Origin of the sequence: Phaeobacter sp. JH20_08, assembly GCF_048056635.1 — a bacterium.
Classification (GTDB): Bacteria; Pseudomonadota; Alphaproteobacteria; order Rhodobacterales; family Rhodobacteraceae; genus Phaeobacter; species Phaeobacter bryozoorum.
In genome coordinates, this window is sequence record NZ_JAYMVV010000002.1 from 1 (window position 1) to 24299 (window position 24299).

Sequence of the window (24299 nt, forward strand, 5' to 3'; positions counted from 1 at the left end):
AAAAAAACAAAGTTCCAACGTGGAAAATCGTCGGCCATTTGTCGAAAGAATTCAGTAAATGCATCGAGCATAGGGGCACCTCACAAGTGCCCGCGCCGCCGGGAGAAGAACGGCGCGGGATTTGGTCAAAGAGTTACTCGGCCAGCCAGTCGGCAAACCGTTCATTCTGCTCGACCAGGTAGTCGGTGGCCTGAATGCCCCATTTTTCTTCGAGCGCGATCAACTCGCCGCTCTGGTGCCAGTTGTATTGCATCCCGGACATGAACCGGCCGAAGACGCAGTCGCGCTCGGCAATCGGCACCGCCAGCGCCCAGGGGTTGTTGTCTTCCGAGGTCAGGGGCATCTCGAAGGCGTCGTACTGCCCAGATGCCAGATCGGCGGCGATGGAGCTGTCGTCGTAAACCCAGGCGATACACTTCTGGTCACGCAGGGCCTGGAGGGCTTCTGCATTGCTTCCGAACGCGATGATTTCGGCGCCATAGCGCTCTTCCACGATCTGGTTGTAGAAAGCACCCTGCTTGCCGCAGACTGGTCGGCCCTCAAGATCCGACCATTCGTCGACTTCCAGCGCCTTCGGGGTCATGACATTGGTGCCCGACGAGTAATAGTTCGGCTGCACGACGCCGACGATTTCGCGTCGGTCCGCGCGATCAGACATTGTCGCGATCATCAGATCGATACGCCCGCCCTCGAGGAACTGCATCCGGTTTGATGATTCCACCGCAACCAGCTCAAGCTTGACCCCCAGCGTATCGGCGACCTGCTGGGCCATGTCGGCCTCCATGCCGACGATGTTACCATCCGAATCCCGGAAGCCCCAGGGCCGGGTATCCGCCTTCACGCCGACGATCAGCGTTCCGCGATCCATGATCCGTTTCCAGGCGTCATTGGTGCACTGTTCGGCAAATGCCGCCGTGCTGGAAAGCAAAAGCCCGACGATCGTTGTGCCGCAAATGAGAGATTTCATATCTTCCTCCTTGTTGCGCGAGACTGCGCGCCTCGCATTCAGTCGCGACATTGAGGTGTCACGCTCCACAAGAAGGTTGGGCTATGTGTCGCCAGGTGCGCCATGACAAACAACGCAAGCCAATTGCAAAAGTTGCAAGATGCAGATGACGCCAGTTGAGTTAGGCTGGACGCAACAAACAAAAGGTTGGACTATGGAACTGGATTGGTTGGAAGATTTTTTGACGTTGTCTTCGACGGGCGTCTTTGCCAAGGCCGCAGACGCTCGAAACATCAGTCAGTCTGCATTTACCCGGCGAATCAAGAATCTGGAATACTGGGTCGGCACCCCGCTCTTTGACCGAAGCGTTCACCCCGTCGTCCTCACCAAGGCAGGCGAATCTTTTCGACCTGTTGCCCATGAACTGATCAACACTCTGATAACAGCACGGGCCGAGGCAAAAGGCCTGGCAAAGCGAGAAGACGAGGTTCTCGAGTTCGTCGCGCTTCACACCCTCGCAATCTCCTATTTTCCGAAATGGATGAGGCAGATTTCCACAACAATCGGGCCGGTAAAATCTCGCGTCGTCGCCGAGAACTTTTCGGGATGCGTTGAATCCATCCTGTCGGGCTCAAGCGACTTCATGCTTTGCTATCACCACCATACGGTACCCATGATTGCCGACGATTCCCGTTACCCGTCCATCAAGATTGCAGAGGACAGGATGATAGCGGTCAGCGGCACTGACCGAGACGGCAAAGCCTTGTTTTCGATTGGCGATAACAGCTCCATTCCATTGTTATGCTACACACGTGACAGTTTTCTGGGGAAGATGACCAATCTGATCATCGACCGCTCCGGCCTGCGAGAGCAATGCGATTTTCTGTACGAGAACTCGGTTGGAGAAGCATTGAAGGCGGCCTGCTTAGAGGGCATGGGTGTTGCCTGGCTGCCTTTGGCCGCCGTGGAGAGAGAACTGGACGAGATGCGACTCGTGAAAGTCAGCGACGCTCAAACCGAGAACCCGATCTCCATACACCTTTATCGATCGATGGAGCGAAGTCGCAAGGATGTCGAACGTTTCTGGTCTTTCGCATCCAGCATGTAACATTCAATGAACAATAGGTTCACCGGCTCCGACTCCATCGCTGTCGGCAAACCGTTCCTGGCTTTCGTATTTGTTGTTCTCACCGGTCCAGAAAACTCATGCAGATAGACCAGTTCCCTGAGGTCGAGGATATCCACTCTGTAGCAGGGGACAGGGGAGCCAGCCCCTGGATCAGCGCTTGCATGATGGGTTTGGACTGGCGATCCTCGTTGCGCATGACGACAGCGTACCGGCTGACGCGTTCGACCAGCGACGTCACGTTCACCTTCCCATGCTCCTTGCGGAACATCATCAGGTCGCATTCCCAGTGGCCAAACTCGGCGCGCTCAGAGATGCGGTCAGGCCTGTGTGACAAGCTTTGGACATCAAAGATGTGAGTCCGGTTGTGCCTGCGATAACCCCGCGGTGTGCAGCGTCTTCGGTGTTCTGGCAGATGACGGTAGAACTGTTCTTCGTGACCATCCTTGGAATAGGCAAAACGGTAGATCGTCTCATGGCTCACGCGGATCGGATGGCGTTCGAGCCGCATCCGGCCTGCGATCTGTTCCGGTGACCAACCCGCCTTCAAACGGTCTTCGATGGTGGCCTTCAGCTCCGGGTGCACGACCATCTTGCGATGGATCGCGCGGCGCTTCTCGTACATGTCCTGTGCATTCAACGCGTAGTAACCGTTCAGCTCCGGCAGTTCGTCATCCGTGAATCGGTTCCGCTTCATGTCTCTGTAGATCGTGGAGGGGTCACGGCCCAATCTATCCGCGATCTCGGAAATCGGCATTTTGGCTTCATTCCACTTTGCAAGCTTGCGCCGTTCGTCCAGCTTCAGGTGACAGTAGTGGCTTCCCATTCTTATTGCTCCATACAACTCTCTGTATTCGTACAGAATTTGCACTTCGTTTGTGAATCCACCCAATGATGGCTCAAGACTCGTTGCGACGTTTTCCGCTATCTCAGTTTCATCATCTCTTCTCTGAAGGCTTCGGTCGGTGTGCGCCCTCCGAGACACTTTCTGGGTGTTCCATTCAGGCGTTCGCAAATCGCCTTCATATTGCGATTTGAGAGCGCCGCGAGCTGGGTGTTTCGCGGTAGATATCGGCGAGCTCGCTTGTTCAGGTTCTCTACCGATCCTTTCTGCCAGGGGGCCTGCGGATCGCAGAACCAGCTTTCGGTGCCGATGCCGGACTTCAGCTTGCGCCACGCGCGGAACTCAAAGCCTCTATCAAAGGTGATCGAGCGCCGCGCAGGCTGGGGCAGGGGTTCCATCACGCCCATGAGCTTGTTCATGAAGTGCGTGGAGCTTCGGTCGTTGTTACGAAAGAGAACGGCGAACCGGGTCTTTCGTTCGACCAGCGAAGCGACGTTCATTGTGCCGTTGGCACGCTCGAAGATCATCAGATCGCCTTCCCAGTCGCCGAACGTCTCACGCGCCTTAACATGCTCCGGGCGTTCGTGGATGGACCGATCCGGCGGGAAAACCTGGCCTCTGGGCCGTCTCGAATAGCGCGGTCGCCGATTCTTCCGACGGCTGGGAAGATAGCGCGCCAGTTCCTCCGACTGTCCTTCCTTGCTGTAGACATAGGCGTAGATCGTCTCGTGGCTGACACGGATCGACTGACCGTCATATCCGAGACGGCCCGCGATCTGTTCCGGCGTCCAGCCAATTCTCAACTGTGCGTTGACATGGGCGCGTAAATCTTCAAGGCGGATCAGCTTGCGACGGCGCGCACGTCTGGCATCCGCTGTTCGTTGAGCCGTTACGCCGTAGTAGCCATTAAATTCCGGTAGCTCGTCGTCTTCAAAACCGTTGCGCTTGATCTCTCGATACACCGTCGAGCGATGCCTGCCGATCAACGCTGCGATCTCGCTCACAGGCACCTTTGCTTGCAACATGTCTTCAATTGCGCGTCTCTCACGCAAGTCCAGCTCTGTGTGGGCCAATTCCATTCTCCTTGCTTTCCAGCAAGATAGGGGATTTGTCGCAACCCAGTTTAGAATGTGCCCAACATTAAGTGTATCAACGCATAATGTAGTTTATGTTAATAATTGCGTGACCATTTGGGGACTGTTCCCAGCCAAGGCGCTGACGTGGTTGCCGGAGGTGCGTCAGATGCATGGACGACGCTCGGTTGCATATGTGCATCTATTGTTCGATTGCCATGAAGTGGTCATCGCCGAATGTGCGCCGACCACAAGCCTCTATCCCGGGGGGATCGCCAAACCAGGGCCGACGCTTTCGGCGTCTGGAAAGGTCATACTGCCGAAATGACCACCTGACTGGCAGAGCCCTCGCTCCTCTCAATCAGGTGGAAATAAGCTGGTAATCCCGTTGCACCCGATGCAATGCTCGAATGCCCCCTCCCTCCGCCATGAACTTTTGTGTTGTCTCCAATGGCATTGCGAAACGCGGCTATCCCCAGAAATTTTCACGAACTTTGGCCTGTCGCGGCCCGGCCGGGGTCACGACGGTCAGCTCTGTGCCCTCGTCCCAATGGGTCATGCGCACCATGCCGATGGCGACATTCGTGTTGAAATCCGGGGACCATGCTGCCGACGAGACACGACCAACCGTTTTTTCGCCATGCTTCAGCGGCCACCAACGGTCGCAGCCGGGCACGGCCGGGCCGTCGATCTCAATCGCGCGAATCTGCTTGACCGGGCCTTCGTTTGCGACCCGCAACAAGGCATCGCGCCCGATACAGCCAATTGCCGTCTGCGTGTTGCAGAACTTTCCAAGCCCGCATTCATGCGGTGTATTGTCGTCGGTCATGTCGTTCCCGTAGGACAGCAAACCGCCCTCGATCCGTTCGATCAGGTTCGGGCAGCCGGCGTGAACGTCCATCGATTTGCCGGCTTCCATCAGGGCCTTCCAGAGCGGCATGCCCAGCTCTTCGCCCTCGACATAGATCTCGAACCCGCCCTGCTTGGAATAGCCCGAGCGCGCAACAACCATGTCATGCCCTTGGAAATCCAGATGCGCAAAACGGAAGAAGCGGATGTCGCGCACCGCATCTCCGAAGACCGCCGCCATCAGATCGTTGGCCCAGGGTCCCTGCACGGCCAGCGGCGATACGTCGGGTTCGTCGACCAGCACATCAAGGCGGTAGCCATAGGCCAACCCTTTGATCCAAAACAGAAGATCGCTGTCGGCGATGGAAATCCACCAGCGGTCTTCGGCCAGTTTCACCGCAACCGGGTCGTTCAGCATACCGCCGGTTTCGTCGACGATGGGCACGTAGTAGCACTGACCGGGCAGCATCTTGCGCAGATCGCGCGGTGTCAGAAGTTGCATCAGGCGCCCGGCATCTGGGCCGCGCAATTCAACCTGGCGTTCGCAAGCAACGTCCCAGACCTGCACGGCCCGTTTCAGATGATGATAGTCTTCTTCGACCGACCGGAACACCGTCGGCAGCAGCATGTGGTTGTAGACTGTGTAGGCCTTTACTCCAGCGGCCTCGACGCCGTCGGAAAAGGGGGTGCGCCTCAGCCTGCGCGACGGGGAAAGCAGTGCCATTTCAGGTTACTCCAGGGCTTTGGCGCGATTGCGAAGCTGAAACTTCTGGATCTTGCCGGTGGATGTTTTGGGAAGGGTTTCGAATATGACGGCTTTGGGGGCTTTGAAGCCCGCCAGATGGGCGCGGCAAAAGGCAATGATCTCGTCCGATGTGGCGTCGATCCCATCCCGCAGCTCGATAAAGGCGCAGGGGACCTCGCCCCATTTTTCATGCGGCATGGCGACCACCGCAGCGGCCTGAACAGCGCTGTGACGATAAAGCACGGCCTCGACCTCGACCGAGGAAATGTTTTCGCCGCCGGAGATGATCACGTCCTTCAGGCGGTCGCGGATCTGGATATAGGCGTTTTCGTGCACGACAGCACCATCGCCGGACCAGAACCAGCCATCGGCAAAGGCCGCTGCGGTGGCATCAGTGTCCTTGTAGTAGCCCGCCATGACCGTATTGCCGCGAATGGCAATCTCACCCTGCGTGGTGCCGTCGCGCGGGACAGGCCCGCCGCTGGCGCGGTCGATCACGGCGACCTCTTCGACCATGGGGAAGGCAATGCCCTGTTGCGCCTGCAATTCGGCCTGCTCTGCGGGGGTGAGACTGTCCCAGTCCTCTTGCCACAGGCACTGCGAAATATGGCCGTAGGTTTCCGTCAGGCCATAGACCTGCATGACATCGAACCCCATGGCGCGGGTCTTTTCCAGAACCGAGGGCGGCGGCGGTGCGCCCGCGGTCAGAACCCGGATCGCGGGATCGAAGGGCGCAGCATCGCTTTCGGCCTCGGCCAGCATCTGCAAGACGATGGGCGCGGCGCCGAAATGGGTCACGCCATGGGCACGGATCGCCGCAAGGATGCGGTCTGCGGCCGGAACGCGGGTGAACACCATCGTTCCCCCAAGCATCGCCATCAGCCAGGGGTGCCCCCACCCGTTGCAGTGGAACATCGGGACCACCGACAGGTAGACCGGATAGGGCGGCACCTGCCACGCGGTCCCGGTGCCAAGCGCCATCAGGTAGGCGCCGCGATGGTGATAGACCACCCCCTTGGGCCGCCCGGAGGTGCCGGACGTGTAGTTCAGCGCAATCGCATTCCATTCATCCTCCGGCAGAGCGATCGGCAGAGGGTCGCATGTCAGCAGGCTGTCATAGGTCGGGCCGCCAAGGGATTCGCCCGGCGCAGTCGGATCAGCGATCTCGACCACCGGCAGGGTGCGGCCCAGCAGGTCAAAGGCCTTTGACAGCAACGGCACCAGTTCCCGATCCACGATCACCAGCTTGGTATCCGCGTGGTCGAGGATATAGGCGATGGTCTCGGGTTCCAGCCGGGTGTTGAGCGTGTTCAGCACCGCGCCGGTCAGTGGCAGCGCAAAATGCAGCTCGAACAGCTCGGGGACATTCGGGCTCAGCACCGTGACGGTATCGCCTTTTTGCACGCCAAGCCCCACAAGCCCCCCGGCCACCGCGCGAATGCGGTCGGCGGTTTCGGCCCAGCTATGCCGGATATCGCCATAGATCACCGCCGTGCGCGCGCCGTGCAAACTCTCGGCGCGGCGCAGGAAGGACAGTGGCGACAGGGGCACATGGTTGGCCAGTGTCTTCTGAAGAGCCTCAAAATGGTGACGCATCCGGGGTCCGCCTGGCTTAGCTGTTGGGCCGCACGCGGGCGGCGGTCTTGTTGGCAAAGGCTTCGAGACGCTCCCGCGCAGCGGGCTGGGTGTTGACGATGCCGCCCACGAAGGCCTCGGCATAGGCGGCGTCCATGCCGGACATGTTGTTCATGTGGCTGACGGCCGAACAGATCGCAAAGTTCGTCAGCGGCAGATTCTGCGCCACCTTGTTCGCCAGCTCCATCGCCTTGGCAAAGCTGCCACCCTCTTCGGTGATGTATTGCGCCAGACCCAGATCGACCGCCTCTTGCCCCTGATAGACACGGCCCGTCAGGATCATATCGATCATGCGATACTTGCCGATCATGTCAGACACCCGGATCGTCGCACCGCCACCGGTGAAAATGCCGCGTTGGCCTTCGGGCAGGGCGAAATAGGTGCCGGGGTCGATCACGCGCACATGGGCGGCGCTGGCCAGTTCCAGGCCACCGCCCACAACCGCCCCCTTAAGCGCGGCAATGATCGGCACGCCGCCATATTCCATCTTGTTGAAGGCCTCGTGCCAGCGCAGGCAGACATGCATGAAGTCATCGGGGCTGCGGTCGGCCTTCCAGTGTTCCACCAGGTCAAGACCGGCGCAGAAGTGATCGCCCGCGCCTTCCAGCAACACCGCCCTGACGCCCGCCATGCGCGCGCCGCTGAAGAAGCGGATCAGCTCCTCGATGGTGACCACGTCAAGCGCGTTGCGTTTGTCGGGGCGGTTCAGCGTCACCACATAAAGGCCGTTGTCACGCGCGGAAATCGCGAGGCGTTCATAGGTGGCGGGGTTGACGACATCATTCATGGGTCGGGTCCTTTCGAGGGATCAATCGGAGAAAGCCGCGTCAAGCAGGCTTGGTGCGCCGTGCAGGATGCGGCTTTGTTCGATGGCGCATTCGGGCAGGATGTGCTGGGCATAGAACAGCGCAGTGGCGATCTTCTGGGTCAGGAACGCGCTGTCCTGCCCGGCGTCGCGTGCGGCTTGCGCCGCCAGCGCGCCTTTGGCGAGGCTCCACCCGGCGGCCAATGTTCCGGTCAGCGTCAGGAAGGGCACGGAGCCCGCGAAGGCCGCGTCGATATCCGTGCGGCTGTTTTCCAGCATCCAGTCCAGAGCCGTTTCGAAAGCTGCTCGTGCCTGACCCAGACCCGCGCCGATGGCCTGGGCCGAGGCGTCGCCGCTTGCCGGATTTGCTTCGGTTTCCGCAATTTGGGCGGCAAACAGGCGGGCGGTTGCGCCACCATCGCGCATCACTTTGCGCCCCAGCAGGTCATTGGCCTGAATGGCGGTGGTGCCTTCGTAGATCGGCAGGATGCGGGCGTCGCGATAGTGCTGCGCGGCGCCGGTTTCCTCGATGAAGCCCATGCCGCCGTGGATTTGCACCCCAAGAGAAGCGACCTCGACCGCGCGTTCCGAACAGAAGCCCTTGACCAGGGGGACCATGAATTCGGCCTCTGCGATGCTCTCCGGATCACCCCGGTGGTGCGCCATGTCCAACAGCCCCGCTGTCGCCGCCGCCATGGCCCGCCCGCCTTCGGTGAGACTGCGCATCCGCAAGAGCATACGGCGCACGTCCGGGTGTTCGATGATCGGCACGGCGTCTTTACTCTGACCGTTCACCGGGCGGCTCTGCACGCGGTCGCGCGCATAGGCCAAAGCACGCTGATAGGCCCGCTCAGCGATCGCGATCCCCTGCACACCCACCGAGAACCGCGCGGCATTCATCATGACGAACATGTATTCCAGCCCGCAATTCTCATCCCCGACCAGGAACCCGGTGGCATCGTCGTAGTCCAGCACGGCCGTCGGGCTGGCCCGCACACCCAGTTTGTGCTCGATGCTCACGCAGGTGACCGCGTTCGCGGCCCCCACGGTGCCGTCCGGGTTCACAAGCTTTTGCGGCACGATGAACAGGCTCAGCCCCTTAGGCCCGGCAGGCGCGTCGGGTGCGCGTGCCAGCACGAGGTGAATGAAGTTCTCGGTCAGATCATGGGCGCCATAGGTGATGAAGATCTTCGTGCCCGTGATGCCATAGGTGCCGTCCGCGCGCTGAACCGCCCTTGTCGCCACCCGGCCCAGATCGCTGCCCGCCTGGGGTTCGGTCAGGTTCATCGTGCCGGACCAGCGCCCATCGATCAGCGGCCCGAGGTAGGTGGCCTTCTGCGCGTCAGAGCCTGTCAGCAGCAGCGCCTCGATGGCCCCGTCGGTCAGCAAAGGACACAGACCAAAGCTCATGTCGGCGGCATTCAGCATCTCGACCGGCGCAGCACCAACCGCGCGCGGCAGCCCGATGCCGCCATAGTCCGCCGGATGGGTCAGCGCCTGCCAGCCCATTTCGACAAACCGGGCATAGGCCAGCGCGTCACCTTCGGGCATGGTCACGCGACCTTTGTCGAACCGGGCGCCCTGCGTGTCCCCGACTTGCGACAATGGCACGATCTGTTCAGCGCAAAACCGGGCAAAGCTATCCAGCGCGGCATCGATGTCGGACAGCTCGCAGTCGGAATAGGCGCCCAAAGCGGAGACTGTTTCCCAGTGGGACAGGTGTTCGATACAGAACATCAAATCCTGAACGGGCGGCTGATAGGACATAGGGCGTTCCCCAAAACAACTATGGTTTTCCGTCATCTATCGGCTGTTCAGCTTGTCAATAAGCTCAACTTTTGCCAAAATAATATCCGATCACGCCATTGTGGGGGGGTGCCATGACCCGTCATGACCCGATTTTCCTGACGACCGTTTCGGCAGGGTTCATTCAGGATTGGCTGGACGCCCTGACAGCGCGATGCGAACCGCAAGCAATGGCCTCACTACTAGAGCGTTCGGGTCTGCAACCCGGCCCGATGATGCCCACGCAGCGCGTTACGCTCAAGGAGATCGCCACGCTGTACCAATTGGCCGCGCCGGAGACAGGAGATGAAATGATGGGGCTCTGGAGCCGCCCGATCCGCCCCCGTGCCCTGCAGCATCTTTTGACCGTGCAGCGCGAGGCAAGCAGTCTGGTCTCGGCCCTGTTTCGGTTCTCGACGTTCTGGAACCTGCTGCTGGATGATTTTCATCTGGAATTGCGGAACGATCCAAGGGAAGTGGAACTGGCGCTGGTCCCATACGCAAAAGAAAACCGCCCGCAAAGGTTCGGGCACATGCTGATCCTGAAGCTGGCGCACGGTCTTTTGTCATGGCTGGGCGGGTCGGAAACGCCGGTGCAAGAGGTGCGTTTTGCCTTTGCGCGTCCGGATTTTGCGGCGGACTATGCCGTTGTCTTTCCCTGTCCGGTCAAGTTCGACGCACAGCACACCAGCATCCTGTTCGATCCACGTCAGTTCAACCGTCCTGTCACCCGCAGTTCCGCCGAGGCCTCCGTGTTTCTTGAGCGTGCGCCGCTTGACTGGATCTTCACCGGGTCGCGCGCGCACAGGAACGGTCTGCGGGTCCGCGCCTTTCTTTACGGCGCTGCCTGGCAAAGCTGTCAGCTTCAGGACGCGGCCCGCGCCCTCAAGATGACGCCCCGGACGCTGAACCGTCGCCTGAAAGAGGAAGGAACATCTTTTCAGGACATAAAGGACGCTCTGCGCCGCGACATCGCTATCCGCGCACTTCAGCAAGGTACGGACAGCATAGAACAAATCGCCTTTGACACCGGCTTTTCTGCACCGTCGAACTTCCATCGAGCCTTTCATAAATGGACCAATAGGACGCCTGGATCATATCGATTGTAAGTTCGGGGTTCGAACATCGAAATCTCTTCGCGGACATTGTCCGACTTCAGCACCCATCGGACAGGTTTTGGGGTTTGAGCAATGGAGTGTTCTGGTTCATCGAAGCCACTATGGAGCGAAAATGAACATGTCACATCGAAAAGAGCGCCAAGGCCGGTGTCTATGGCCCCGCCCCACAACGCGCGCCGAAGGTCGCGCGGCGCCCCGAACAAAGGCGACGTCATTGTCATGAAGAACAAGGCGGCCTATGCGCTCAGAACGATTGCAAAGAACGCAATCCACGCAATTGCGGTTCCAGCTTTCGAATGATTGAGACTGATCTGTAGTTTCGAAATCATCCGACCGCCCCAAGTGTCCGACCGGCAATTCCTGCCATCCCTTGCTGCTGCAGCACGCCGGCCAATGTCTCACCGTTCACATCCTGGACCCGCAAAGCGCACTCCAGTGCCATCGCGGCAGCAACACCCGTCGCCTGCCCCATTGTCATGCATTGCGGCATGCCCCGGACCGAGGCAAAGGCCACCGGATCGGCACAGATGAGGCGACCGGCGAACAGCAGATTCTCGATGGTTTCGGGAACCAGCGCGCGGAACGGGATGGTGTAATAGGCACCCTGGTTGACTGCCGCCTCATGGGTCATCTCGGCGCTGACGCGCATCACGTCGTCGATCGGGTTATCGCAGGCGACGATGCCATCTGCGAACCTGGTGCCCTCGGCGATGTCCTCTCCGGTGATGCGATAGAGCGCTTGCAGCTTTCGGGTTTCACGCACGCCAACCGTAGGGCCGAGCCCCCACATCTGCGCTTCCTCGAAGCCGGGCACATCCTCGACCAGAAAACGCGCCACCTGCTGGCAGCGGCGGCGGCCCTCCTGCGTGGCGCGGGCGACAGCGGCCGGGTCGGTGCCGTCGACGCCCCGGATGGTCACGGTGTTGCAGAACACGGTGCCGGGGTGGAAGCCGCGCATCAAGTAGAGCTTGTGCAGATCGGGGTGCAACCGCCCTTCGGCGATGCCGCGTGCGGCGAAGCGGCGGAAGTAGGGGTCGCCCTCGGCAAAGACGGCCTGCGTATCGGCACCCACCATGTGAAAGGTCAGGCTGACCGCCATCATGTTGCCCCGGTCGTCTCCCAAGGTGTAGGGCACACCAGCGCGCGCGGACAGATCGCCATCGCCGGAACAATCGACCACCATGCGCGGGAGAAAGCGCAGCGGCCCCAGTCTGTCTTGTGCCGATACCGCGCATATCCGCTTGCCAGCCATTTCGGGCAGGCCCGAGAAGGTGTTCAGATGCAGGATGACGCCCGCCTGATCCAGCATGTCGAACATGACCAGCGTTGCGGCCTCATGGTCGTATTGAACCTCAGGGCCGAAGTTTTCCAGCGCGCAAGGACGAACCTCGGCAGCGGGCGGCGCCATGGCAGATAGCCTGCCCGTCAGCTCGGCAAAGATGCCGCCGATGCAGTGGCCCAGCGGATAGCCGCCGCCCCAGGGCATGCCAGGACAGGAGGCCATGACCCCGCCGATCTTGGGCCCGGCCTCGATCAGCCTTACGCGAAGCCCTGAGCGCGCCGCCGCGAGCGCTGCGGCGAACCCTGCGGTTCCGCCACCCACCACCAGCACATCGGTTTCGATCTCGCGCGTCGGCTCTGCCATGGTCAGGCGATCCTCACGCCCTGGCGGAGCAGTTCGGCCTGCACGCCCGCCATGTCCACCTGTGCCACATCGCAGCCTGCCTTGACCGCCCGCGCCGCGGCGACGCCTGCGCCCTGCCCGGCGACGGCACAGCAGGCCATGTTGCGTGTTGCCGCATGGGCGATCCGGTCGCCGCCAATGGCGCGGCCCGCAACCAGCAGGCCCTTGACCTTGCCCGGCAGCATCGCACGGTAGGGGATATGCATGTAGCGCCCGGTGGTCGGGATAATCAGCACGCCATAGCCGTCGATGAACTCGGGGTAGATGCCGATGGAATCCTCGAACCGGCCCTGCTGGCGCACGTCGGTTTCGGTGATGTTGTAGGCCGCATCGATCTTGCGCGTGTCGCGGATGCCGATGGTCATGCCAAAGTTGCGCAGACGCACGCCACCGCAGCCCGGCATGAACCGGCGCAGTGCATCGATGGCCAGCATGGCCTGTTTACGCCCCTCGATTTCGCCCCGCGTCAGACTGTCGGGGTCGGTCCCGTCTACCCCCGCCAGATGCACGAGGTTCATGTAGGTCAGTTCGCCCGTGTCATGCATGGTGCCCCAGGTGCCCGCGATTGTGTTCAGATGCGGCGGGATCACGCCTGCCTCGATGGCGCGGGCGAAAGGTTTCTTAAGGAAGGGAGAGAACATGTCGTCCTCTTTCCCATCGGTTTCCACCGTCCATTCGCCGGTGGACCAGTCCTTGTAGGTCTGCGGATCGCGGCGCACCTCGGCCATGAAGGCGGCCTTGTCCACACCTGCCAGGTGGAACATGACGCTGGCGGCCTGCATGTGTTCGGCGGGTGTCTTGTGGGTGGGTGCACCGGCCCGGTGCGCCACGTCGGCGTCACCCGTCGCGTCGATCACGACACGGGCCAGGATCGCCTCGCGCCCCGCCTTGGATTCGACGATGATTCCGGCGATGCGGTCGCCCTCCATCACCGGGGCCACGAACTGGCGGTGCAGCATGGGGTGGACACCCGCTTCTTCGACCAGCCGATCGGCCACCAGCTTGAAGCCCTCGCTGTCGATCTCGTAACTCAGGCTCTGGCTTTCGGGCACGGCGGCGCCCATGTCGCGCGCGCGGTCTTCGAATTCGCGTCCGATACCGCCTGCCTCGACAGTGGCCTCGTGGCGATACCAGGCAAAACCCTCGACCCCGACAACGGTGATGTTGCCGCCGAAACAGCCAAAACGTTCCACCAGACAGACCCTTACCCCGGCCCGCGCCGCCGCAAGAGCTGCGGCAAGCCCCCCGGGGCCGGATCCGACCACAAGCACGTCCGCATTGTGGATAACCGGCGTCTGCCGGGCGGGTTCGGTGATGACGGTCATTTCGCCCTCAGAGGAACGGCAATTCACAAAGGGTACCTTCGACGGCTCCGGCCGCGCGTCTTACGACGACCCGGTCACCGGGTGTTGCCGACGTCGCCACAAGTGCGAACCCGATGTTTTTCTTCATGCGGTAGGACCAGACACAGGTGGTCATGTCGCCAATGCGCGTGCCGTCCATGTCGATGTCGTTCCAGGTGAATTCCGCCTTGACCGGTTCCGAATTGTCCAGGACGACACCCAGCTGATGCCGTTTCGGCCCCTCGGTCGCGATGCGGCGCAAGGCCTCGATCCCGATCGTGTCGTCAGGCACATGAAGATCGACATACTTGCCCATCCGGACCTCGAACGGATTGGTCTGCCCATCCGAGTCGCCGCCGTAGGACACCAACCCGCTTTCGACACGTTCGCACCAGTTGGGGTTGCCCGGCCCGATGCCATGGGGCTGCCCGGCTTCCTTGACGATGTTCCAGAGTGCAGTGCCTTTGGTGCCATCCATCAGGTAGATTTCGAACCCGCCCTGCTTGGACCAGCCGGATCGGGCCACCGCCACGGGAATGCCGTCGATCTCTGTTTCGCGGAACCAGAAGTACTTCAGGTCGCGGACCCAGTCGCCAAAGATCGAGGCAACGACGGTTTCCGCTTTCGGCCCCTGCACGGCAAGTGGCGAGACGTCCGGCTCGCTCACTTCGACATTCAGACCGCGTTCGCGGGCGATGGCCTCGGCCCAGAACCAGATGTTGCTGTCGGCGATGGACAGCCAATAGCGGTCCTCGTCCAGTTTCAGCAGGATGGGGTCATTGATCAACACGCCGTGGTGATTGCACAGCGGGACATATTTGCCCTGCCCGATCTTGCATTTCGTCAGGTCGCGCGGCGCCAGAATCTGCGCGAGTCGGCCGGCATCCGGCCCCTTGAGTTGCACCTGGCGCTCGACCGCCACGTCCCACATCGAGACACCGTTGATGATGCGCCAATACTCCTCTTCGGGGTGGCCGTAAGAGGTCGGCATCAGCATGTGATTGTATGTTGTCATGGCGCAGACGCCGTCAGCTAGCGTCGCCTCGTAGAAGGGGGAAGGACGCAGACGTGTGGAAGGCGAGATCGAGAACATGTTTGCACCGGCTTTTGAGTGGAAGGTAAACGAAAGGCCGCCGATCCGGGTGGACCGGCGGCCAGGAGTCAGTCGGCAGGCGCCTCTGACAGGGAGAATCCCGGCTTAGGCGAGCCAGACGTTACGCAGCGTCTGCCCGAAGCCGCCAAGACCGCCGACGGAATGCGGTGTCCATCCCATCACGTTCTTGGCCGTAGCCTCAAGCTGGTTCTGGAACACCGCGTTCACGAAGCCGCCGTCGTCGTTCATCATGTGCAGCATGTCGCAGTACATCTGCGCTCGCTTGGCTTCGTCGAGCTCCGCACGTGCGCTGATGATCATTGCATCGAACTGCTCGGAGCCCCACATGGTTTCGTTCCAACTGCCGCCGTTCATATGCGCGATGGTCAGGAACGCATCGACGGTCGGACGCGCCTGCCAACCGGACATCGTCATCGGTTTCTGCATCCAGATGTTCGACCAGTAGCCATCAGACGGGGTCTTGATGACGTTGATATCGGCTGCGCCCTTCGCGGATTGCTGGAAGGTCAGAGCGATATCGTTGGCCGAGCTGCCAGCGGTTTCAGAGGAGTAAAGGTCGATTGCGTTCACGCCCGCCTTGTCGAAGTAGAACTTCGCCTTGTCGAGATCATATTCGGCAGGCTTCACATCCTCGCACCAGTATTTGTAGGTCGGCCCGATCGGCGTGTCGGCCGAGATGGTTCCGATGCCCTTGAACACCTGCTGAAGCACCAACTCGCGGTCCAGCGCATGCTTGATGCCCTTGCGGAAGTTCGGGTCGTTGGTCGGAGCGCGATCCACCATCATCACCATGTTGGTGAAGGCACCGGTGGGCGTGTTGTGGAGCGTCACGGCGTCGTTGCTTGTCAACTGCTCAACCGCGAAGGCGGGCACGTCGCGGATGGCGTCTACGTCACCGGCCAGCAATGTGCTGAGCGTGGCGTTGGCATCGGGTACCGGGATGAAGTCGATGCCGTCGAGATAGGGCTTGCCGTCCTCGTAGTAGTTTTCAAACCGCTCAAGGACCACGCGTTCGCCAGGGATGAATTCCATCACCTTGAACGGGCCCGAGCCGATGGCCATGGAGAAGTCGCTGTGACCGGCCGGGTGGATGGCAAGGTGGTAGTCGGACATGATGACCGGGAGGTCAGCATTGCCCGAGGACAGGGTGATCTTGACGGTCGATGCGTCCGGCGCTTCGATCGCGGTGACTGTCGAGAGCAGCGCCTTTGCAGGAGATTCCGAGCCTTCAGCGATGTGCCGCGACAGGCTTTCGACCACGTCGGCAGCGGTGACCGGCTGACCATTGTGGAAGGTCAGGCCGCCACGCAGCTTGAAGCTCCATTCGGTGGCGGCGGCGTTGACGCTCCACTCCTCGGCCGCGTCGCCTTCGACCTCCAGGGTCGGCGCGAAACGGGTCAGGCGCTGATAGACGCAGTTCGAATAGATGCCGTCATCGGTGTCGACCATGCGCACCGGTTCGAGTGTATTGTCGGTGTTGCCCTGCGCGACCCGCAGCCAGCCGCCGCGCTTGGGCTCTTCGGCGCGGGCAGGCCCGGCCAAGGTAAGAATGCCGCTCGCCGCCGGCACCAGCAGGCCGAATGCGCCCGCGCGCTTGAAAAAACTCCGGCGGCTGAGTGCGCTGGCCTTGTATTGCCGTACCAGGCTGTCGATGTCGGACATATCTTTCCTCCCAGATGACCGATGACGGGCTGCCCCGCTATTCCGTGGAGATTGCGGGGGACAGGCAATGTGCACAAACAACCGATTTCATGACTTTGCCATAACTGAGGTTATGGGTCCTACTTGCACCGTTTGCGCGCCAGGAATGGTTCTGCGGTCATGCCCGTCGGAACAGGCACACCCATTCGCGCCAGGATCGACGGCGCAAGTGCCAGTTGGTCCAGCAGCATGTCTTCTGGCGGCAGGGCACTGTCACCGAAGTAATAGAAGGCGACGTCCTGTTGATCCTCTCCGGCGCCGCCGTGATGGCCAAGGTCATCCTGACCATGATCTGCCGTGACAATGACGTCATAGCCAAGGTTGCGCCAACGGGTCACGTAGGGCGCAAGTGCTGCATCAAGATAGTAGCAGGCGTCGCTCATCTCCCGCTTTCCGTGGCCAAAACGATGCCCCATGCTGTCAAGCGTCGAAGTATGCAACAATCCGTAGTCGATCCCCTTGGCCTCGCAGAGATAGGTCAGTGTCGCGAACAGATCAGCGTCGGACGGGCTCATCTGGTTGGCGTCGGTCGCATCGGCCATGGTGTGGAAGCGGCCATGGTGTATCGGGCCCTCTGGGCTGTCGAGTTCGATGTCCCGCACCGGGTCGAACGGCATCCGGTGGAACAGTTCGCTCCACCAGCTTAGCGCCACGGCACCGGTCTTGCGTTCAGCCCCGGCCAGTTCGGAAAACACATCCGGCACATCCAGCCGCTGTCGGTGCTTGTTGCCAAAGACACCGTGAACATGTGGCGGCAGGCCGGTGTGCATCGAGGCATAGCAAGCCGAAGACGTGGACGGCAGGACTGACCGCATCCGACGCACGCGGGCCTCGCCCGAGGCGACCCAACCTTCGAGATTGCCGAACAGACGTCGGAAATTCCGGTAGGGAACGCCGTCCAGGATGATGAGAAGCAGCTTTTCAGGATTGGTCATCAGGCGACCTCGAACAACCCGGCAGCCCCCATGCCGCCGCCGATGCACATCGTGACAACGACGTAGCGGACGCCGCGCCGTTTACCTTCAATCAGCGCGTGGCCGACCAGCCGCGCACCGGTCATCCCGTAGGGGTGGCCCACCGAAATCGCGCCCCCGTTCACGTTCAGCTTGTCCGGGTCGATCCCCAGCTGATCACGGCAGGGAATGGCTTGCGCGGCGAAGGCCTCGTTCAATTCCCACAACCCGATGTCCTCGACTGTCAACCCGGCCCGCTCAAGCAAGCGCGGCACGGAATAGACCGGGCCCATGCCCATTTCCTCGGGCGCGCAGCCGGCGACGGCCATCCCGCGATAGACCCCAAGGGGCGACAGCCCGCGCTTTGTGGCCGCTTCTGCCGACATCAGGACGCAGGCCGAGGCGCCGTCCGACAGCTGGCTGGCATTGCCCGCGGTGACAAGTCCGCCTTCGACCACGGGCTTCAGGCTTGCCAGCGTGCCCGTAGTGGTGCCCGGACGGTTACCCTCGTCCCGCGTCAGGGTGACGGTTTCTTCGTGCACCGCGCCGGTTTCGCGGTTCTTGGTCAGCTTGGTGGCCGTGACGGGCACGATCTCGTCATCGAAAGCCCCGGCGGCCTGCGCGGTGGCGGTGCGGGCCTGCGACAGTGCCGCGAATTCGTCCTGTGTCTCGCGCGTGATGCCGTGCAGCCGCGCCACGTTCTCGGCCGTCATGAGCATCGGCATATAGGCGTGCTCTGCCGCCCGGGTCACAGCGGGGTCTTTCTCGGCCATGACCCAGTCGAAATACCGCGCCTGAACCGCCGAGATGTTTTCCTGCCCACCAGCCACCACGACGTCCATGCCATCGACCGAGATCTGCTTTGCCGCCGTCGCGATGGCCATCAGCCCAGAGGCGCATTGCCGGTCGATGGTCTGCGCCGCTGCCGGTGCGGGCAACCCGCCTGCCAGCGCCGCCAGCCGCGCGACGTTCAACCCGGCGGTGCCGGCGGTCAGGACCGAGCCCATCACCACGTCTTCAACCTCGGCCGGATCGACGCCGGACCTCTCGACCGCAGCGCGGATCGCGTGGCCCGCCAGCGTCGGCGACTTGATGTTGTTGAAAGCCCCCCGGAAGGCAGAGCCGATGGGTGTGCGGGCGGTGGAAACGATGACGACGTCTTTCATGGCGAGGGTTCTTTCCTAGCAATAGCGGGTTCTCAGGGCTTTCTTGTCCAGTTTCCCGACCGAGGTCTTGGGCAGCGCGGGGGCAATCTCGATCCGGTCTGGAACGGCCCATTTCGACAGCGTCCCGTCCGCGACGGCACTGGCAAACGATGCGCGCAGTGCTGACACGATTGCCTCCGGGGCATCGGTGCAGGTGACCACCAAGAGCGGGCGTTCGCCCCATTTGGGATCCGGCACGCCGATGGCGGCGGCCTCAGCCACGCCCGCGACCCTGCTGGCAAGGTTTTCCAGCTCCAGCGAGGAAACCCATTCCCCGCCGGTCTTGATTACATCCTTCAATCGGTCGGTGATCCGCAGGGTTCCACCCTGATCGAACAGTCCCACGTCGCCGGTATGCAGCCAGCCGCCGTGCCAAAGCGCCTGCGTACCCTCGTCATTCTTAAGATAGCCTCGGGTCAGCCAGGGCGCACGAGCGACAATCTCTCCTGTGGACTTGCCGTCGCGTGGCACGTCGTTCATCTCAGGGTCGACGACCCGGATCTGGACCATCGGCGCGGGTTTGCCAGTCGCCGTCCGCACCTCGATCGGGGCCTTGGGGTCGCGCGTGGCCATCATGTCGGCCACGGTCAGGAAGGGACAGGTCTCGGACATGCCATAAGCCGCGTGAAGGTCGACGCCTCGCGCGAGTGCCTGCCGCGCCAGCCCCTCGGGCAGTGCAGAGCCGCCGATGATGACCTTCCAGCGGCTCAGATCCGTTTTTGCCGCCTCCGGTGCATTCAACAACATTGCCAGGACCGTCGGCACGCAATGCGAGAAGGTCACGCCATGCTCGGCGATCAGCGCAAGCAGGCGCGCGGGCTCATAACGCCCCGGATAAACCTGCTTGAGCCCCATCAGCGTTGCGACGTAAGGAATGCCCCAGCCGTGAACATGGAACAACGGCGTGATCGGCATGTAGACATCGCCACGGTTCAGCCCGCCGCCGGGGATCGGACCCAGGCCCGATGCCACGGCGAGCGTGTGCAGCACAAGCTGGCGCTGCGAATAGCTCACCCCTTTGGGGTCGCCCGTCGTGCCGGTGGTGTAAAACAACGTCGCGCGAATATTCTCGTCAAAATCGGGGAAATCGCTGACCGGCGCGGCAGCGTCCAGAAGGGTCTCATATTCGCCTTCGGCTTTCACATCCGGGGGTGCCTGGCCGTCATCGCACATCACCACCAGCCGCCAGGGACGTTCGATCCGGTCGGCGATCCCCATGAGCATCGGCAGGAAATCGACATGGCACAGGATCAGGTCGTCCTCGGCATGGTTGATGGTGTAGAGGACTTGTTCCGGCGACAGGCGGATGTTCACCGTGTGCAGGGTGGCCCCGATCATTGGCACGGCAAAGAAGCATTCCAGATAGCGGTGGCTGTCCCAGTCCAGCACCGCAACAGTGCTGCCTTCGCCCGCACCAAGGGCGCGCAACGCCCCGGCGGCTCGGCCGATCCGCTCTGCGAAGCTGCGGTAGTCGTACCGCATCGTGTCGGCATGAACGATCTCCTGTCCGGGGGAATGCGAAAGCGGCGCGGACAGGATCTGTTTGATCAACAAGGGGTAGGCATAGGCGGTCATGGGCTTCTCCGGTTTCGAAACTTGTGCCGCCTCAACTCGGCATCGGGCAAACAACAAAAAACCGGGCTTTGCCCTGATCCAAGGCAACCCATGCCCGACCCATAACGAAAACACACCCATCATATCTTCTATGGTTGTTTGTCGAAAACGACGCTTGCCCCGAAACTGCGATCAGCCTTGAGGGAGGAACGAGGTGTATCGCATCATACTGACGCGCTTGGCGCAGGGTTTGCTGACCTTGCTGCTGGCATCCATCATCATTTTCGGCGCGACCGAGATCCTTCCCGGCGATGTGGCCGAGGCGATTCTGGGACAAAGCCGCACGGAAGAGGCGCTGGCCGCCCTGCGCGAGGAGATGGGCCTGAACCGCCCGGCCATCGTGCGCTACTTTGACTGGCTCGGCGGGATGGTGCAGGGCGACCTGGGCACCTCGCTGGCCACCAAGCGGCCTGTGGCCGACATGATCGAAAGCCGGATGTGGAACACGCTGCGGCTGGCGCTGCTGGCGGCGGCGATCTCGGTTCCGCTGTCGCTGGCGCTTGGCCTCTGGTCGGCGATGCGCGCCGGAGGCAAGGTCGACAAGACGCTGGCCATGACCACGCTCGCGCTGATCGCGGTGCCCGAATTCTTTATCGGCCTTATCCTGATGAAGGTCTTCGCAGTCGAGCTGAAATGGTTGTCCGCCTCTGCCAATACCCGACCTTATTTCGATTTCTGGCAGAATTTTCGAGCACTTGCCCTGCCCGTTGCCACGCTCAGCTTTGCGGTTCTGGCACATATGATGCGGATGACACGCTCCTCGGTAATCAACATCTTTACATCTCCCTACATGGAAATGGCCGCGCTCAAGGGCCTGCCGAAGCGCCGCCTTGTGGTGCGTCACGCGCTGCCCAATGCGCTGTCCCCTATCCTGACCGTGATCGCCCTGAACCTCAGCTACATGGTGTCCGGTGTGATCATCGTTGAAACCGTGTTCGGCGTCCCGGGCCTGACCCGTCTGTTGGTCGATGGCGTCACGCTGCGGGACATCCCGCTGATCCAGGCCTGCGCCATGATCTTCGGCGCCGTCTATATCCTTCTGAACCTGCTGGCCGATGTCCTGTCCATCATGGCCAATCCGCGCCTGAGGTATCCAAAATGAGCGACGCAACCGAATACGCCGCCCCGCGCGCTTCGGTCTTTGCCGGCCTGCGCCTGACCTGGACCGCCGTTCTTGCGGGTTCCGTCCTGCTGTTCTGGCTGATCCTTGCCCTGTTCGGGCCATGGATCGCCCCACATGGCGAGGCCGAGATCATCTCGAGCACGACCTTTGCACCAATTGGCGAAGGCGGACTGTTGGGGACGGACAAACTCGGGCGTGACGTCTTCTCGCGCCTGATCTACGGGGTGCGCACCACGCTTCTGCTTGCGCTGATAACGACAGTGATCTCCTTTGCCTTCGGTGTGACGCTAGGTTTTGCCGCCGCGATCCTCAAGGGCTGGTTCGACATCGTTGTCAGCCGCATCGTCGAAGCTTTCATGGCCTTCCCGTCGACCCTGCTGGCGCTTGTTGTCATTGGTGCATTCGGGACCTCGATCACGGTTCTGGTCTTGACGGTCGGGCTGGTCCTGTCGACCAGCGTCTTCCGGGTATCGCGCGCGCTTGGCTATGACATCGGTGTGATGGATTTTGTCGAAGCTGCCCGCGCCCGCGGCGAAGGCACCTGGTGGATACTCACGCGCGAGATCCTGCCAAACTCCATGGCCCCGCTGATCGCCGAGTTCGGACTGCGCTTCACGTTTTCCATCCTGTTCCTGTCGGGCCTGTCCTTCCTGGGTCTGGGCGTTCAGGAACCCGCCGCCGACTGGGGCCTGATGGTGCAGGAAAACGTGGGCGGCCTGTTCCTTGGCTCCTCCGCCGCGCTTATCCCGGCCGCCTGCATCGCCTCGCTGACCGTGGCCATGAACTTGCTCGTGGACTGGTTCCAGCAGCGCCAGCAAGGTGAAACCGTTCTGGAGAAGATCGACCAATGAGCGATATCCTGACCATCAAGAACCTGCACGTCGAGGGCCGCCCGCCCGGGGGCGCCTACGTCCCGATCGTCAAGGGCGTGTCGCTCAAAGTGGCCAAGGGTGAAGTTCTGGCCCTGATCGGCGAAAGCGGGTCCGGTAAATCCACGATCTCGCTGGCGTCGATGGGGTTTGCCCGGCCCGGCTGCCGCATCGCGGGAGGAGAAATCTGGCTGAACGGGCGCGACATCATGAAACTGTCGCCGCAGGATCGCCACGCGCTGCGCGGTGACGAAGTGTCCTACGTTGCGCAATCGGCGGCAGCCAGCTTCAACCCCGCGCTTCGGATCGGCAAGCAGGTGATCGAGGCGCCGCTCTGGCATGGCGCGGGCGATGCCGCGACCCTGACCGCGACCGCCGTCGATCTCTACCGCAAGCTGGATTTGCCGAACCCCGACATCGTGGGTGAAAAGTTCCCGCACCAGGTCTCAGGCGGACAATTGCAGCGCCTGATGGCGGCGATGGCCATGTCCTGCGGGCCGGATTTGCTGATACTTGATGAGCCCACCACCGCGCTGGACGTGACCACACAGATCGAGGTGCTGAAAGCCTTCAAGGATATCATCCGCGATCAGGGCACGGCGGCGATCTACGTCACCCACGACCTTGCGGTCGTGGCTCAGGTCGCTGACCGCATCCTCGTGCTCAAGAACGGCGAGATGGTCGAGGAAGGGCCAACCGCCCAGATCCTGCATGACCCTCAGCACGAATATACCCGCACGCTGATGGATGCCGTCCGGCCCGCGCCGCATCTGGTCGACCACGTTGACGCCAGCGCGGCGCAGGCGCCGGTCGTCTCGGCACGAAACATCACCGCGGGCTATGGGGCGCTGACTATCCTTTCGGATGTTTCAGTCGATGTGCCTGCGGCATCGGTTGTCGGGGTGATCGGGGAAAGCGGCTGCGGGAAAAGCACGCTGGCGCGGGTCGTCGCCGGCCTGACGCCGCTGCGCGAGGGAGAAATCAAGCTCGATGGGAAAGTTGCCGCCCCCAGCGTGAAGGATCGCCCCCGCGATACGCTCAAGGATTGTCAGATCGTGTTCCAGATGGCCGATACCGCGCTGAACCCGCGTCAGCGGATTGGCGATATCCTGGGCCGCCCGCTCGAATTCTATCAGGGCCTCAAGGGTCGCGCGCGTACGGAAAAGGTGGGAGAACTTCTAGAACTGGTCGACTTGCCGCGTACCTTTGCTTCTCGTTTCCCCGGCGAATTGTCGGGCGGGCAGAAGCAACGGATCAACCTTGCCCGCGCATTGGCTGCCGACCCCAAGGTAATCCTGTGTGACGAGGTCACCTCGGCGCTGGATACCGTGGTCGCGGCGGGCGTGATCGAACTGCTGAAATCGCTCAAGGACAAATTGGGCGTGGCCTATATGTTCATCAGCCACGACCTTTCTACGGTCGCTTCTTTCGCGGATGAGGTCGTGGTGCTCTATGCCGGACGGGTGGTCGAGAAGGGACCGTCGAAGGCTGTCTTCAGCCCGCCTTTTCACCCCTATACCAAACTGCTCCTCTCCTCGGTCCCCGAGATGCGTCAGGGCTGGCTGGAAGGGGTGGCCGATACCGGCGAAGCCAAAGCCGCCAGCGCCGGAAGCGTTGTCATCGGCGCCAAAGGCTGTCCCTTTTCCAATCGCTGCACCCATGCAATCGCCGGAACCTGTGACAGCGTCACGCCGCCGCTGCGCGACCTTCCCGGAGAGTTGTCAGTCGCTTGCCATCTTGAGGTTGAAGCACTTCCGAGGGCTTGAG

At 61.7% G+C, this 24299-nt stretch carries 19 protein-coding genes and 1 pseudogene; 6 read left to right on the top strand and 14 right to left on the bottom strand.

What is annotated here, in order from left to right:
• Positions 1-133 precede the first annotated feature (133 nt).
• Positions 134-967 (bottom strand): transporter substrate-binding domain-containing protein, encoded by an 834-nt coding sequence (locus VWY75_RS01055; protein WP_416538563.1) that lies wholly within the window; start codon positions 965-967, stop codon positions 134-136.
• Between the two features lie 139 nt (positions 968-1106).
• Here VWY75_RS01055 and VWY75_RS01060 point away from each other — a divergent pair, with 139 nt between their 5' ends.
• Positions 1107-2054, top strand: coding sequence for a LysR family transcriptional regulator (locus VWY75_RS01060; RefSeq protein WP_416538564.1), 948 nt, complete (start codon positions 1107-1109; stop codon positions 2052-2054).
• A 151-nt stretch (positions 2055-2205) separates the two neighbouring features.
• On the opposite strand, the pseudogene VWY75_RS01065 reads toward VWY75_RS01060, so the two are convergent.
• Positions 2206-2898: pseudogene (locus VWY75_RS01065) on the bottom strand (IS30 family transposase); the annotation flags it as partial.
• A 98-nt stretch (positions 2899-2996) separates the two neighbouring features.
• Positions 2997-3995, bottom strand: coding sequence for an IS30 family transposase (locus tag VWY75_RS01070; protein WP_416538565.1), 999 nt, complete (start codon positions 3993-3995; stop codon positions 2997-2999).
• A 49-nt stretch (positions 3996-4044) separates the two neighbouring features.
• Between VWY75_RS01070 and VWY75_RS01075 the strand changes: the two genes are divergently transcribed.
• Positions 4045-4317, top strand: coding sequence for a Hint domain-containing protein (locus tag VWY75_RS01075; protein ID WP_416538602.1), 273 nt, complete (start codon positions 4045-4047; stop codon positions 4315-4317).
• 141 nt (positions 4318-4458) lie between these two features.
• On the opposite strand, the gene VWY75_RS01080 is transcribed toward VWY75_RS01075, so the two are convergent.
• The 4 genes from VWY75_RS01080 to VWY75_RS01095 are packed head-to-tail and all read right to left on the bottom strand — an operon-like array spanning position 4459 to position 9790.
• On the bottom strand, positions 4459-5562 hold the full coding sequence (locus VWY75_RS01080; protein ID WP_416538566.1) for a dimethylsulfoniopropionate demethylase: 1104 nt from the start codon (positions 5560-5562) through the stop codon (positions 4459-4461).
• Between the two features lie 6 nt (positions 5563-5568).
• The gene (locus tag VWY75_RS01085; RefSeq protein ID WP_416538567.1) at positions 5569-7179 is read right to left on the bottom strand and encodes an AMP-binding protein; all 1611 of its coding nucleotides are present in this window, start codon (positions 7177-7179) and stop codon (positions 5569-5571) included.
• Between the two features lie 16 nt (positions 7180-7195).
• Positions 7196-8005, bottom strand: a complete 810-nt coding sequence (dmdD, locus tag VWY75_RS01090) for a methylthioacryloyl-CoA hydratase (protein ID WP_416538568.1) — start codon at positions 8003-8005, stop codon at positions 7196-7198.
• Between the two features lie 21 nt (positions 8006-8026).
• Complete coding sequence (locus tag VWY75_RS01095; RefSeq protein ID WP_416538569.1) at positions 8027-9790, bottom strand: acyl-CoA dehydrogenase; 1764 nt, start codon at positions 9788-9790, stop codon at positions 8027-8029.
• Positions 9791-9903: 113 nt separating this feature from the next.
• On the opposite strand from VWY75_RS01095, the gene VWY75_RS01100 reads away from it, so the two are divergent.
• A complete protein-coding gene (locus VWY75_RS01100; protein ID WP_416538570.1) occupies positions 9904-10917 on the top strand; it encodes an AraC family transcriptional regulator ligand-binding domain-containing protein in 1014 nt (337 codons plus the stop codon).
• Between the two features lie 334 nt (positions 10918-11251).
• Here the strand turns inward: VWY75_RS01100 and VWY75_RS01105 are convergent, their stop codons facing one another.
• From VWY75_RS01105 to VWY75_RS01135, 7 genes are all read right to left on the bottom strand, one after another.
• Entirely contained in the window at positions 11252-12571 is a 1320-nt protein-coding gene (locus VWY75_RS01105) for an FAD-dependent oxidoreductase (RefSeq protein WP_416538571.1), read from the bottom strand.
• 2 nt (positions 12572-12573) lie between these two features.
• Positions 12574-13935, bottom strand: a complete 1362-nt coding sequence (locus VWY75_RS01110) for an FAD-dependent oxidoreductase (protein WP_416538572.1) — start codon at positions 13933-13935, stop codon at positions 12574-12576.
• A gap of 7 nt (positions 13936-13942) precedes the next feature.
• Positions 13943-14968: a glycine cleavage T C-terminal barrel domain-containing protein gene (locus VWY75_RS01115; RefSeq protein WP_416538573.1), complete on the bottom strand. Its 1026-nt coding sequence runs from the start codon at positions 14966-14968 to the stop codon at positions 13943-13945.
• 183 nt (positions 14969-15151) lie between these two features.
• Entirely contained in the window at positions 15152-16729 is a 1578-nt protein-coding gene (locus tag VWY75_RS01120; RefSeq protein WP_416538574.1) for an ABC transporter substrate-binding protein, read from the bottom strand.
• A gap of 119 nt (positions 16730-16848) precedes the next feature.
• On the bottom strand, positions 16849-17703 hold the full coding sequence (locus tag VWY75_RS01125; protein ID WP_416538575.1) for an alkaline phosphatase family protein: 855 nt from the start codon (positions 17701-17703) through the stop codon (positions 16849-16851).
• Positions 17703-18887 (bottom strand): acetyl-CoA C-acyltransferase, encoded by a 1185-nt coding sequence (locus VWY75_RS01130; RefSeq protein WP_416538576.1) that lies wholly within the window; start codon positions 18885-18887, stop codon positions 17703-17705. The genes VWY75_RS01125 and VWY75_RS01130 overlap by 1 nt, the downstream gene beginning before the upstream one ends.
• 15 nt (positions 18888-18902) lie before the next feature.
• Positions 18903-20501, bottom strand: coding sequence for a fatty acid--CoA ligase (locus tag VWY75_RS01135; RefSeq protein WP_416538577.1), 1599 nt, complete (start codon positions 20499-20501; stop codon positions 18903-18905).
• 193 nt (positions 20502-20694) lie between these two features.
• On the opposite strand from VWY75_RS01135, the gene VWY75_RS01140 reads away from it, so the two are divergent.
• From VWY75_RS01140 to VWY75_RS01150, 3 genes are read left to right on the top strand one after another with little or no spacing between them, the layout of a single operon-like run.
• Positions 20695-21642 (top strand): ABC transporter permease, encoded by a 948-nt coding sequence (locus tag VWY75_RS01140; RefSeq protein WP_416538578.1) that lies wholly within the window; start codon positions 20695-20697, stop codon positions 21640-21642.
• A complete protein-coding gene (locus tag VWY75_RS01145) occupies positions 21639-22514 on the top strand; it encodes an ABC transporter permease (RefSeq protein ID WP_416538579.1) in 876 nt (291 codons plus the stop codon). Before VWY75_RS01140 ends, VWY75_RS01145 begins: the two co-directional genes overlap by 4 nt.
• Positions 22511-24298 carry an ABC transporter ATP-binding protein gene (locus tag VWY75_RS01150; protein WP_416538580.1) on the top strand — a complete coding sequence of 596 codons (1788 nt, stop codon included), beginning with the start codon at positions 22511-22513 and terminating at the stop codon, positions 24296-24298. The genes VWY75_RS01145 and VWY75_RS01150 overlap by 4 nt, the downstream gene beginning before the upstream one ends.
• Position 24299: the final 1 nt, after the last annotated feature.

Coding starts and splice junctions, on each gene's coding strand:
- VWY75_RS01145 (WP_416538579.1), top strand. CDS start 21,639: ATGAGCGACGCAACCGAATACGCCGCCCCGCGCGCTTCGGTCTTTGCC.
- dmdD (WP_416538568.1), bottom strand. CDS start 8,005: ATGAATGATGTCGTCAACCCCGCCACCTATGAACGCCTCGCGATTTCC.
- VWY75_RS01150 (WP_416538580.1), top strand. CDS start 22,511: ATGAGCGATATCCTGACCATCAAGAACCTGCACGTCGAGGGCCGCCCG.
- VWY75_RS01100 (WP_416538570.1), top strand. CDS start 9,904: ATGACCCGTCATGACCCGATTTTCCTGACGACCGTTTCGGCAGGGTTC.
- VWY75_RS01075 (WP_416538602.1), top strand. CDS start 4,045: ATGTGCCCAACATTAAGTGTATCAACGCATAATGTAGTTTATGTTAAT.
- VWY75_RS01130 (WP_416538576.1), bottom strand. CDS start 18,887: ATGAAAGACGTCGTCATCGTTTCCACCGCCCGCACACCCATCGGCTCT.
- VWY75_RS01125 (WP_416538575.1), bottom strand. CDS start 17,703: ATGACCAATCCTGAAAAGCTGCTTCTCATCATCCTGGACGGCGTTCCC.
- VWY75_RS01105 (WP_416538571.1), bottom strand. CDS start 12,571: ATGGCAGAGCCGACGCGCGAGATCGAAACCGATGTGCTGGTGGTGGGT.
- VWY75_RS01080 (WP_416538566.1), bottom strand. CDS start 5,562: ATGGCACTGCTTTCCCCGTCGCGCAGGCTGAGGCGCACCCCCTTTTCC.
- VWY75_RS01070 (WP_416538565.1), bottom strand. CDS start 3,995: ATGGAATTGGCCCACACAGAGCTGGACTTGCGTGAGAGACGCGCAATT.
- VWY75_RS01120 (WP_416538574.1), bottom strand. CDS start 16,729: ATGTCCGACATCGACAGCCTGGTACGGCAATACAAGGCCAGCGCACTC.
- VWY75_RS01085 (WP_416538567.1), bottom strand. CDS start 7,179: ATGCGTCACCATTTTGAGGCTCTTCAGAAGACACTGGCCAACCATGTG.
- VWY75_RS01095 (WP_416538569.1), bottom strand. CDS start 9,790: ATGTCCTATCAGCCGCCCGTTCAGGATTTGATGTTCTGTATCGAACAC.
- VWY75_RS01110 (WP_416538572.1), bottom strand. CDS start 13,935: ATGACCGTCATCACCGAACCCGCCCGGCAGACGCCGGTTATCCACAAT.
- VWY75_RS01060 (WP_416538564.1), top strand. CDS start 1,107: ATGCAGATGACGCCAGTTGAGTTAGGCTGGACGCAACAAACAAAAGGT.
- VWY75_RS01115 (WP_416538573.1), bottom strand. CDS start 14,968: ATGACAACATACAATCACATGCTGATGCCGACCTCTTACGGCCACCCC.
- VWY75_RS01055 (WP_416538563.1), bottom strand. CDS start 967: ATGAAATCTCTCATTTGCGGCACAACGATCGTCGGGCTTTTGCTTTCC.
- VWY75_RS01135 (WP_416538577.1), bottom strand. CDS start 20,501: ATGACCGCCTATGCCTACCCCTTGTTGATCAAACAGATCCTGTCCGCG.